Annotated in this window: 11 protein-coding genes; 8 read left to right on the plus strand and 3 right to left on the minus strand. The window is 39.5% G+C overall.

Translation table 11 applies throughout. From position 1 onward, the window contains the following. Positions 1–331 precede the first annotated feature (331 nt). Genes N782_RS19555 through N782_RS21695 form a run of 3 tightly spaced genes read left to right on the plus strand, consistent with a single transcriptional unit; the run spans position 332 to position 3879 of the window. Entirely contained in the window at positions 332–2620 is a 2289-nt protein-coding gene (locus N782_RS19555) for a hypothetical protein (protein WP_036824420.1), read from the plus strand. A 17-nt stretch (positions 2621–2637) separates the two neighbouring features. Continuing rightward, entirely contained in the window at positions 2638–3723 is a 1086-nt protein-coding gene (locus tag N782_RS19560) for a hypothetical protein (protein WP_036824423.1), read from the plus strand. Beyond that, entirely contained in the window at positions 3724–3879 is a 156-nt protein-coding gene (locus tag N782_RS21695) for a hypothetical protein (protein ID WP_161783144.1), read from the plus strand. It begins immediately after the preceding gene. Between the two features lie 236 nt (positions 3880–4115). On the opposite strand, the gene N782_RS19565 is transcribed toward N782_RS21695, so the two are convergent. Then, positions 4116–4706 carry a helix-turn-helix domain-containing protein gene (locus N782_RS19565; protein WP_052111460.1) on the minus strand — a complete coding sequence of 197 codons (591 nt, stop codon included), beginning with the start codon at positions 4704–4706 and terminating at the stop codon, positions 4116–4118. A gap of 409 nt (positions 4707–5115) precedes the next feature. On the opposite strand from N782_RS19565, the gene N782_RS19570 reads away from it, so the two are divergent. Next, entirely contained in the window at positions 5116–5463 is a 348-nt protein-coding gene (locus N782_RS19570; protein WP_036824426.1) for a hypothetical protein, read from the plus strand. Between the two features lie 395 nt (positions 5464–5858). After that, positions 5859–7655 carry a DNA/RNA non-specific endonuclease gene (locus N782_RS19575; protein ID WP_036824428.1) on the plus strand — a complete coding sequence of 599 codons (1797 nt, stop codon included), beginning with the start codon at positions 5859–5861 and terminating at the stop codon, positions 7653–7655. Positions 7656–7768: 113 nt separating this feature from the next. Here the strand turns inward: N782_RS19575 and N782_RS19580 are convergent, their stop codons facing one another. After that, positions 7769–8821 (minus strand): class I SAM-dependent methyltransferase, encoded by a 1053-nt coding sequence (locus tag N782_RS19580; RefSeq protein WP_084103171.1) that lies wholly within the window; start codon positions 8819–8821, stop codon positions 7769–7771. Between the two features lie 200 nt (positions 8822–9021). Here N782_RS19580 and N782_RS21865 point away from each other — a divergent pair, with 200 nt between their 5' ends. Together N782_RS21865 and N782_RS21870 are read left to right on the plus strand one after the other, a co-directional pair. Then, positions 9022–9180 (plus strand): hypothetical protein, encoded by a 159-nt coding sequence (locus tag N782_RS21865; RefSeq protein ID WP_202595713.1) that lies wholly within the window; start codon positions 9022–9024, stop codon positions 9178–9180. 57 nt (positions 9181–9237) lie between these two features. Then, the gene (locus N782_RS21870) at positions 9238–9414 is read left to right on the plus strand and encodes a hypothetical protein (RefSeq protein ID WP_202595714.1); all 177 of its coding nucleotides are present in this window, start codon (positions 9238–9240) and stop codon (positions 9412–9414) included. Between the two features lie 64 nt (positions 9415–9478). Here the strand turns inward: N782_RS21870 and N782_RS19585 are convergent, their stop codons facing one another. Then, a complete protein-coding gene (locus tag N782_RS19585) occupies positions 9479–10276 on the minus strand; it encodes a helix-turn-helix domain-containing protein (protein ID WP_036824430.1) in 798 nt (265 codons plus the stop codon). Between the two features lie 151 nt (positions 10277–10427). On the opposite strand from N782_RS19585, the gene N782_RS19590 reads away from it, so the two are divergent. Continuing rightward, positions 10428–11069 carry a hypothetical protein gene (locus tag N782_RS19590; RefSeq protein WP_036824433.1) on the plus strand — a complete coding sequence of 214 codons (642 nt, stop codon included), beginning with the start codon at positions 10428–10430 and terminating at the stop codon, positions 11067–11069. The last annotated feature ends 236 nt before the right edge of the window (positions 11070–11305 follow it).

An 11305-nucleotide genomic window follows, 5' to 3' on the forward strand; every position in this document is an offset into this window, starting at 1 on the left:
GAAGTGACGGAAAAGGAATGGAAAGTAGCGGATATCGAAGGAGAAGTGATGGAAAAGGAGTGAAAAGCGGCGGATATTAACGCCAGAGGTGCAGAAATCGAAATCCTTCTAGTGCCTGACACTACATAAATTAGGCGCGCCGCTACGCTATGTCTGCAAAGTCTTAAACTAGCGGCAAGTATTTGATAGCACCACTTGGAATAGGCTCTTTTTAAAAGGGAAAACACTAAGTAATTGTAAAAATTACCAAAAATAGGTTGTTGATTGGGTTGTGATAGTGTATATTTACACTAAAAGAGAACGAGAGTATAGTTTGTAGGGGGGTGGGATAATGTCAGAGGATCATCAGAATAAAGGTACACGGAAACGGATTTTTCGTGAAGAGCTTTCTGAATTGCAACAGAAGGGATATATTGATCAGAATGATTACTACAAGGTGAATGCAGCTTATGAGCAGTATCAGTATGACCTTCTGCAGCCTGCTTTGGAAGCTGAGAAAGAACCTTATATAGATAAGAATATTCAAGAATCTAGCGAGGCACCTACATATAAAAAACCCAAGAAAAAGAAAGCAAAAAAACAAAAAACTGCTGAACAAATTCGGGAACGAAATATTACATGGTCTCTAATATTAGGGGTTATTTTACTCCTAACAGGTGGGCTCGTGGTTGGAACGAGCACTTGGGATCAAATGGGACCTGTTTTGAAAGTGTTCACGCTCTCTTTCATTTCATTATTCTTCTATGGATTAAGTTGGGTAGCCGGAAGGTTGTTAAACATTCATCAAACTGCATTTGCGTTTTTGACGCTTGGTAGTTTGTTTATTCCTATTGCCTTTTTATCAATAGGTTACTTCGGGCTGTTTGGTCCGTATCTTTCTTTATATGGAGATGGGCGAGAATGGTTAGGGTTACTGGCAGCACTGTTTGCTCTTCCTATCTACCTGGTCATCGCCCAGCGCCATCAATCACGCTTGTTCACATGGCTATCTTTTTTAGGTAGTACCTTTTTGGTTGGGTTTTTGCTTGCGGGGTTAGAGGTTTCCGTCGATGTATTTTATTTAGGTCTCATGGTGTATAATGCCGCATTGCTTGCCTTATATCATTTTTATAAAACCAACAGTACAGTGCAATTGTTTATGAAAGAACTGCCTCCGTTTGCGCAGTTAAATCTTGTCATTAGTACGTTACTCTTATTGAACTTTTATGAAAGTGAAGTGTTCTATAGTTTTAACCTTCTATTAACAGCTACGATCTACATGTCGATGGTGTTTGTGTACCATTCGAAATACTATCAATTCGTCAGCCATGCTTTAGTAGCTTATGGACTTTATGAACTTATTCATTTCACGCCACTGCAACAAGTTGATCTAGTACTCTATGCCCTGATTGGATTAGTGTACTTAGGCTTACAATACATGGTTAAGCATGACAACTTTATGAAGCAAGTATTCTATTATACTTCTGCTCTCGTTTCGTTAGCAGCATTTATGTATATAACGGTTCAAGGGATTTTACTAAGAGGAGAGTCTTCCTCCTTTTTATTACTTATAGCCTATCTCGTGATTGTTTTTAACTATGGCTATCTGGCATATCAAACAAAGCGAAGTGTGTTTGCTTATTTTGCTCTTATCTTTGTATTCGTCTCAGCTGCTCAAGGCTTTAGTTTAATAGAGCTACCGTGGTTACAAGACCATTTTGCATTGTATATGTTCTGTATCAGTTCCCTTCTTTATGGGTGGGTATGGTTATATCGAAAACCTACCTTTATGAGAACGTTCCAACAGAGTGGTTTTGTGATGAGTGTATTGGTTATGGTTTTATTCATCATCTATGCGACGTTGGAACACCCAACCGGATATGACGCAGGCCTTCTGTTGGTGTTGTTCAGTGGTATTGCCTACGTAACGTGGAGAACAACCTTCCATAAAGGGTGGCAGGATGCTGCGTTATGGGCTCATCCAATTAGTATAGCTCTAGGGATGTTTGCTTTACATCCACAGTTATCGAGTTGGTTTCCAATGTACCAGGATCAATTGATTGTCCATGTTGCATGTACTGGACTTTTGCTTCTAATAGTTCAATATTGTTGGAAGCAGCTGGGAGTGAAAGCTTTCGAAAATGCTAGCTTTATCATCGGTCAAATTGTTTTCTCCATAAGCTTAATGATGGTAGTGAGTGGAGATTATGGCTTGAATGTAGATACCGTTCTTCCGTTGTTGCTATTGATTGCCATAGGTGTTTATACATTACTGTTGTACACGTATCGGTATGTGTGGATGTGGTGGCTGGTTTCCGGTACGACGCTAGCTTTCTACGGATCTCTCTTTAATCCTCTTAACATTCAAGGGATTGCAGGGACGGTGACATTTAGCTTTGTAGCACCAATTGTTTTAATAGCATTAGCTGAGATAATCGGACTGAGGTGGCGATATGGAAAGCAATCCTTCTTTTGGCTAGCTCACATAATCCAACCATTTCTTGTTGCAGGTGGAGTGCTCTTATTTGTATCGACTCAAGGGTTTTCGCCGTTCCTGTACCTGTTACCACTCGCAATGTATCTATATAGTACCGTGAAAGCGACAATACCTTGGCAACAATATAGCTTTCTATATATTTAACCTTTAAAGAGGCCTATATGCTTGTATTCGCTAGCCTAATCATGTTTAGTGCCTGGGCTTATGTATCGAAGCTGTGGAAGAGAAAAATAGAATGGTATCTCATTCCTTTTTCTACAGTAAGTCTCATCATACTCGTGGAAGATACCTTCCTATTGGAGCCAGTGGGTATTAGTATTGTTCTTTTATATGCCGTGTTTAACCTGTGGCTATATCATTATCGTCAATGGACCATTGCGACAATTATTCCGCTGAGTGCTGTTCTTTTTATGTGGGCTCAGCTATACGGTTTTGCTCCAAAGTACTTAATGCTCCCCATTCTATTTGTCGGTTTCCTTGTGTCTTCCATAGTTGGGAGAGTATTATTTACGCAGTTGTACCGAGAGAATTCTTCTTCCATATGGATGGATTGGTATTCCGTTACAGCTGTACTTTACTTGGCTTGCATGATGTGGTGGCTCGATTCGTCAGACAGTGTTTGGATTGAAATTATCCCGTTGATTGCTTTTACCCTTTGGGTGTTCAGCCAAGTATCAAGGGTAGAAGGTCGTCATGTGCAAAAAGGCTTTATAACATTTGGAGCGGTTAGTGTATTTGCTCCTTATTATGTCGTGCTGGAAGCGTACATTCTTTCCGTCCCTGAGTTAATCCATGCAGAACTCATCGCACTACCTTGGTTAGCTCTAGCGATTGCACTAAGCGTGAAAACGTGGAGCATGTATAAAAAGCCCATGCATTATGTTCAACTCATTGTATTGGTTCTTGTTACGACGTATCTAACGGTGGATGCTTTATATAGTAATACGATTTGGGATGCCGTTATTATGGGGACCCTTTCTCTCGTATCCATTATTGCCGGGATGCAGCTCAAAATTAAATCATACTTTTTTGTGGGAGTTACTGTGCTATTGCTTAATGTATTTATTCAGACAAAACCGTATTGGGGACAGCTCCCTTGGTGGGCTTACCTACTTATTGCAGGCTCAACGCTAATTGCCATAGCAAGCTATAATGAATGGCAAAAACAAAAGTCAGATCAAAATGAGAAACCATTAGTACAACGAAAGGTAAAGAAACTCGTTGTTCGATTGAAGGAGTGGGATTAAGTGAGCGGGACTAGTGGCAAAAGTGCAGCAAGTCCTTTATTCACAGAACAACATCGAACCAACTTACGCTTTCTAGTAGGAAGCCCAATTGTCACGAAGGAGACACTTGGGCTTTTCTTTTATAGTTTTACGGAAAAATTGGAGGAATTTGGTTGATTGCGTCGAAATGAATAACATCAGCTCGAATGAGAAAAGGTGGGAGAAGATGGCCGTTTTTACGTATAATAGTCCCCAAGCATTTGAAAGTAGGGTACAACCGTTTTTGTTAGAGAATGAAGCTATGCATAACCTTCCTTTAGGGTTGATCCAACGTATGAAAACGGATATGTCACGATTTGAACAGGAGCCAATACTTGGTTACTTGGATCAACGAGGTGACATTAAGACTGTCCTCATGCGCACTCCACCACACATGTGGATTTTAGCCGGTACAAACGGTAGAAAAACGTCTTTTCTGGAATAAAGCAGTAGACCAATTTTTTAAATTCTCGATAGGAGTTCTTAAGATGACATCCATCCACCTGTAACGATTCTTTTAATTCTTTTTTATTTATGTTTTTAAAAGATAATGGTTCATCTTGCACTTCTGGAGCTGATTCCGTTGGTACTTCTGCGTTTTCAGCTTCCTTCCTCTGTGTCACATTCTGTGTGACAGTAGGGTTAATAATATATAGATTCGCCCCATTTCCACCACGTTGAAGACGCATATTTTCAAGGCGCGTAATAATAGAATACTCGACTAACTTATTCAATACGCGAATTACTGTTCTTCTGCTTTTGTCGATTAAATTAGCGATCGTGTCATTTTTAAGAAAAGCAACTCCAGGATACTTACAAGCATAGCGAGACAAAAGATGGATCACCTCCACTTCCGTGTCTGACAATTGTGGACCATGCTCTCCAATATGAGACTTGATGGCTCTATTCATTTCTTCCTTGGTTTGGAACGGTTGATGTTTGATTGCTAAACTCACATAATTCATTTCTATCGACTCCTGTACTATGACGAATTAGATTTCTTCGTCTTAGTAATCGCAAGGAGTCGACGGGTTGGTGTCTATGAAATAAAAATTTTTGAAAACATAAAACTTGGCACTATATTGCTCAATGCTATCCAGACCCATTTATAGTTTCCTAGACAAGAACAAAAAATCCTTCACAAGCTCTGAAGGATTTTTGTTCGTATATTATTGATAATGTAATGGTTTGAAACGCTCTGTATGATAACCTCTAGACAAAATTCACAACCATGGAGTCCCCAACAGGCTTGTAGCCAATCTTTTGATAGATACCATTAGACGTAGGATTAGATAAGTCTGTATATAGACAACAAAATTGATAAATGTAATCTCGCAGCCCTGGATGTCTTTGTCATTTTACTTATGTTTGCTCATGTATGAGAACGTTGCACATAACGTTTTTTTAGATATTGGGCTATTTTGGACAGTTGCACTTACTTCTGTTTGTTTATGGGCTCCTGTACTATGCGATCACCGCTGTGTTCCGACCATGTCATTCGGAAAGAAAATGATTTATCTATTACTGCATTGTACGTTCCTTTTTGCATGGTTTACTGGGCATACTGTGTACAATAATGGTGGAGTACCGGAGCAAATTTTCTTTTTAACCGGTATGGGGACGTTTCTGCTATTGTTATATCTTGTTATTAAAGCATGGAGAAGAGAGGAGGAAGAAGTGGATAGTCCTACAGTGAAGGGGTATATTTATCCTTTGCGCTAAGGGTGCTAGTAATATACTATGTTATATCTAATGTAATCTACTAATGCATTCTTATCTAGTTATGTTAAATTTTTCCTGGTATCATCTTTCTTGCATGAAGGTTCATGTAAATATCGGCTCTCGCTCATATATTTGAAATCTCGCTCAAAAACGGAGGATGTCGCTCTTAAAATTCAAGTATCGCTCATATATCGAGAATGTCGCTCAAAAACAGAAAATCTCGCTCATAAACCCTACTATCTAACCTCTATATTTTAACGGGGACCCTCCCCCCGGAAAAATAGGACTAAATGTGCAAGGGATTTTTTATAGTAAAATGGAAATAAACGTTGTCGTCTCTTGTATGGATGGACGGTTTGATTACCTGAGTTCAACACTTTAGGAGGGAACAACGAATGCTACAGTACCAAGAACTGCAAAAGTGGAGCAAGGAATTACTGGATAGACAACAACAACAAGCACTGAATCGCTATATGGAACGTACCGAGCAACGCGAATATACAGAGCAAGAATTGAAAACGAGAAATCCTCTTGAAGTAGATTCACCTGATCGCGTAGCCTCAAGGGAAGCTATGCTTCAGGGTAATAACCTAGCTATGGAGCGTATTATAGGCCGAAATGACCTTTTTCCTATTGCATACTTCGAGGCTGGTTTACAGGCTGCTAAATCAGTATGCCGGATTGAAGTACGAGATCGTATAGGTCGCGTCAAAGGGCATGGTACGGGATTTCTAGTATCCCCATCGGTTCTTATTACGAATCATCATGTACTTGGAGATGAGGAAGTAGCCAAAGATAGTGTGGCTCAATTCAATTATGAAAAAGACCTTAACGGAAGAGAACGAGAGATTAAGAACTTTCGAATTAATCCGGATAAGTTATTTATGAGCGATAAGGAGTTAGATTTCACGCTAGTTGCTGTAGAACCGCTGTCTTCAGAAGGCGACAAGCTCACTCAATATAGCTATCTACCATTGGAACCACGGACAGGTAAGGGGCTAGTAGGGGAGCGTGTCTCTATTATTCAACATCCATCCGGGTCCCCTAAAGCGGTTACCATTCGAGAGAACAAAATTCAGGACGTGTTTGATGATTTCATTCACTACTCAACAGACACGATGCCGGGTTCTTCTGGGTCACCTGTTTTTAATGATGAATGGCAAGTGGTATCTCTCCATCATGCAGGAGTGCCAGATCCAAGCGATCCATCTACCTTTATTGCTAATGAAGGTGTTCGCATTAGTAGCATCGTAGAATATATAAAAAATCATCGTTCCCAGGTAAGTAATCAAGCACAGAAATTAATAAATGAAATCGTAGATATAGAACAGTCTAATGATGATCATACGGCTGATGATGACATGCCAGTGGAAGAGTTAAGTCTTGAGTGGTATGAAGGAACAGAAGGGTATAATCCGACCTTTCTAGGAACTGACTATGAAGTTCCTCTTCCGACATTTAGTGAGAAGCAACAAAACGACATTGCTCCATTGAAAGATGGAGGGCACATTCTGAACTATACACACTTTTCCATCGTGATGAGTAAATCTAGACGTCTTGCATTTTATTCTGTTGTCAATATAGATGGGAAGCAACTACGTTCTGTCGAAAGAGCGGATAAATGGTATCTTGATCCCCGTATCGATAAGGAATATCAGGCAGGGCAAGATTTATACTATGATAATCCACTGGACCGTGGTCATATAGTCCGTCGAATTGACCCGGTATGGGGGAAAGATGCAGAAGCGGCTAATGAGGATACCTTCCATTTCACAAATTGTGCACCACAACATAGAGATTTAAATCAACAAACGTGGCTTGATCTAGAAAACTATATTGTCGAGAATGCTAGAAATCATGATATGAAGGCGACCGTCTTCACTGGGCCGGTCTTCCGGAGTGATGATAGAATCTATCGAGGTGTGCAAATTCCAGTAGAATTTTGGAAACTAGCTGTGATGGTAAAAGAGGATGGGAACCTTTCAGCGACAGCTTATTTACAATCTCAAAAGAATTTAGTGGAAAATCTTGAATTCGCATATGGAGATTACAAAACCTATCAAGTTCCAGTTCAACAAATCGAAGCATTAACAGGTCTAACGTTTGGAAACCTGCGAAACCATGATCCTATCAGAGGATTAGAATCGACAATTGGGCATGTAATTGAAGGAAAAGATGATATAACGGTATAAATGAAAAAAGGGGTGTACCAATTGTGTGGTACACCCCTTTTTAGTGGACTAAAGTGATATATAGTTGCTTCTAAGACTACATTACAAATGAGGTGCTAACTATGCAGATACAGTTATCTTGGCTTGGCGACAATTCCGTTATGAACCTTGATGTAGCCATGTTGTAAGATATCGAATCCATTTTCATAGATATATAACCCCATTTGTTCAAGCGTCATGAGTTCGCGGTACGTATGATTCATTACATCAGCCATGACGCGATAATAGAGTCTAGAACGGATTTGGTTACGTGGTGTCGTGAAGATAGCATATCCCCCAGGTTTCAAGAATTTACGGTGCCAATCTACGACTTCTGGTTTGAATGAGTCAGGAAAATGTTCTAGCAACCCCACTGATAATACGATGTCGAATTCGTTTCCGTATGTGAGGTTACGTATATCATCCACGACATAATCAATGTTGAAATCATGCTTATAATACACTTTATCTTGCCCTGTACTAGGGTTTTCCCCTAAAAATGGATAAGTATCAGGAAATTCTTCAAAGCGGGTTGTTTTACAATAAGCATCATAATCGACCATGGTAACATGTGCGCTTGGGTACATTGCTGCAAGTTGCATTGCTTCGTAGCCTTCTGCCGCACCTAAAAACAATATTCTTGGTTGCTTGAGATGTAAGCCCTCAAACAAAGCACGTTTTCCCCGAGGATCCCAAATGCCATCCTGAATTCTGTGGGCATAATTCCATAGTTGAATTTTCGCTACTTCACTAAGAGCGCTTTTAATTTCCCCTGGTTTAAATGACGTTAAGCTATTCATGAATTGCTTTTTTTGCCTTTTTTGTTCACTAGGGACATCCTTAACGAACCACTCATGAAAAGCCTTATTGAAATATTGCCATGAAGTATAAGGTTTCATTTCATGTCCATGTTCTTTCTCGTAGTCTATGCGGTCTTTAGAAAATGTTTTTACTTCATAAGGACGACCTACATCCTTCCAACTCAGTGCGGACCAATCTCTTACTGTATTCATCTTTACAAATTTGTTGTACTCTTTCTCGGAGTAGTGCCTTAAATCGACTCGAAAACTGGGGAACAACGTTGTATGACCAATATCGCTTTCCTGAAAAGGCTTCTCTTCATGGATATGGGCAAGGTTTGCTTCCACAAAATTCACTCCCTAGTTAAAATTCTGAATTTTCTTTCATTATACCTGTAATGGGAAGCGTTTACAATTTTTGTTTAGTTCTATCAGGAGCGGGAATAAATTCATTAAGTGCTTCACCTTATCATGTATCTTTGTTTCTGTTCATTGGAGTCCTTAGCTTATTTATATTTTTCAAAAGTATAATAAAAGGAGTGTCGATCATGACAGATGTTGAAGGTGAACTTTGGAGCGGCATTCAAGGGAATACAGGTCAAAAATGTACACAATGCGGGAAGCTTCTAGCGACACGTAATGAGGCCGGTATGGGATTGTGCAAAGAATGCCAACAGATTAATCAACCAAACGATAATGAAAAATAAAAGAAAATCAACTCAAAACAATAATATGATGTAATTGGAAGCGAGGGGTAATTTAGAATGCCAGGTCCAGAAAACGAATTATGGAGTGGGTTGCAACCAAACCCTAATGAATTTGCAAAATGCTCAAGCTGTGGAAAGATGCTTCAATCCAAAAAAGAAGAGAATGTGAAGTTATGTAAAGAATGTCAACGTCGCGGGAAAGCGAATGAACCAGAGGTAAAGGAAGGCGAATAAAGAAAGAGAGCTCCTGACACGATAGGAGCTCTCTTTTAGTTCATATGCAATTTGTGAAAAATTCTTAAGCCATTTCAGGTCGTTTGCCGTTCTCGACATATTCTTTAAGGAATGTTCCAAGAAGTTCCTTCCATCCTTCATCGTGCATACGACCCCATTCAGGATCAAGCAATCCTACTGCATGATGAGAAAGCTTTAGAAGTGTGGAATCCCCTTTAGGTTCTAGCTTAAAGGAATAGGCACTGTTCACGGCACCGGTCATTCCTAATAGTCCATTTAAGCGGATTTCTTCATTATCTTTTACATACATAACGGTACCCCAAAGAGCATTAGCTCCTTCTAACCCTTCCTCTATGAAATATCCTCCTGGTTGGGGGGAAAGAGTTAGCTTCGAACCTTCACCACAAAGACGGTATGCCCACCATTGTCCGATGTCAGTTGTTAAAGCCTGAAATACCTTATCAGGAGAGGCTTGAATTTCAATCTCTTGCTCTAACTGGAATGAATCATGCTTTAAACCTTGTTCTGTCATGTCTACATTACTCCCTTCAACGAATTGTTTTATTGATGTTAACGAACCAGCAAAACTGGATTCGTACTTACTTACCCAACGTTCATAAACCTGTTGTAAAGGAACAGCATTTAAATAATTTAAGCGAGAACGCCCTTCCCGTCGAATAACGATTAGATTAGCATCCTCTAATGTATTTAAATGCTTCATAACAGCATATCGACTTACTTCTGGAAACGATTGATCTAAATCACCGGTTGTTCTAGGTCCTTCTTTTAATAGGTCGAGTATGCTCATGCGTGTAGGGTGACTGAGTGCTTTAAACACAGCTGTGAGTTGTTCGTTTTGCATGCTAGGCCTCCATTTAAAACGTGTTACTAATAGGTAACATGTTTAATGTGACTTTATCGTAACATGACGTATCCATATTCGCAATGTTATTTTTAACAGACTTAGTATTGTTGATGTAATGTTTTATATGAATGAAGGAGGTTTCGTGAAAATGAAACAGCAAAACAATTTAGTTTGGTATGCAAGCTTCGGATCAAACTTATTTAAAAATAGGTTTCTTTGCTATATAACAGGTGGACAGCCAGAAGGTTCCAATCGAAGAGAAGTAGGGAGCCGTGATCATACACTTCCTAAGGATAACCGCGCCGTTTCTCTACCGTTTGCGTTGTATTTTTCTGGATATTCAGATCGATGGGATGGAGCAGGAGCGTTTATCGATACAGTTCGTGATGAAACAAACAGTAGCTGGGCGAGAATGTATTTAATCACAGAAGAGCAATTCGAAGATGTTGTGCGACAAGAAAATGGTGTGCCGGATATGGAAGTGGATGTCGATCATATTAAAGAAAAAGGAAGTGTCGTCATTCAAGATTCTCCTTATGGAAATCTAATATATGCTGGTGAAGCAGTTGGCTACCCTATCTTTACATTCACACATCAAAAGCCGATGAGTGAACAAGAAATCAATATACCATCCAAACGTTATCTTGCGATGTTAATAAGAGGTTATTTAGAAACCTATACAGATGATGCGACCCAAATTGCTTCCTATCTAGCAGAAAAACCAGGGGTTAAAGGTGTTTACAGTTACGAAGACCTTTTGGAATTTACGAAAGAACAACAAGGTGTATAACTTTGAATGAGCCCGCTCACATGCTAAGGAAAACCACGCATATCTGAGGATCATTCCAGTTCTTATAACACGTACAAAAAAACAAGACCTCATTGTACAATGAGGTCTTGCTTTTTATTCAAGATAAGAAGCATAATATGGAAGACTTGGATTCGAGATAATTTATATAATTACCATTACTAACTGTTCTAAAAAGATGGATGTTTCCGTTGCTTTTGTGAGAATAAAGGTGGCCG

It is taken from the genome of Pontibacillus yanchengensis Y32 (assembly GCF_000770635.1).
Classification (GTDB): Bacteria; Bacillota; Bacilli; order Bacillales; family BH030062; genus Pontibacillus; species Pontibacillus yanchengensis.

Bases quoted from the DNA above. Each gene is read 5' to 3' on its own strand.
- N782_RS19555 (WP_036824420.1), top strand. From the start codon at position 332: ATGTCAGAGGATCATCAGAATAAAGGTACACGGAAACGGATTTTTCGT.
- N782_RS19560 (WP_036824423.1), top strand. From the start codon at position 2,638: ATGCTTGTATTCGCTAGCCTAATCATGTTTAGTGCCTGGGCTTATGTA.
- N782_RS19565 (WP_052111460.1), bottom strand. From the start codon at position 4,706: ATGAATTATGTGAGTTTAGCAATCAAACATCAACCGTTCCAAACCAAG.
- N782_RS19570 (WP_036824426.1), top strand. From the start codon at position 5,116: ATGTATGAGAACGTTGCACATAACGTTTTTTTAGATATTGGGCTATTT.
- N782_RS19575 (WP_036824428.1), top strand. From the start codon at position 5,859: ATGCTACAGTACCAAGAACTGCAAAAGTGGAGCAAGGAATTACTGGAT.
- N782_RS21865 (WP_202595713.1), top strand. From the start codon at position 9,022: ATGACAGATGTTGAAGGTGAACTTTGGAGCGGCATTCAAGGGAATACA.
- N782_RS21870 (WP_202595714.1), top strand. From the start codon at position 9,238: ATGCCAGGTCCAGAAAACGAATTATGGAGTGGGTTGCAACCAAACCCT.
- N782_RS19585 (WP_036824430.1), bottom strand. From the start codon at position 10,276: ATGCAAAACGAACAACTCACAGCTGTGTTTAAAGCACTCAGTCACCCT.
- N782_RS19590 (WP_036824433.1), top strand. From the start codon at position 10,428: ATGAAACAGCAAAACAATTTAGTTTGGTATGCAAGCTTCGGATCAAAC.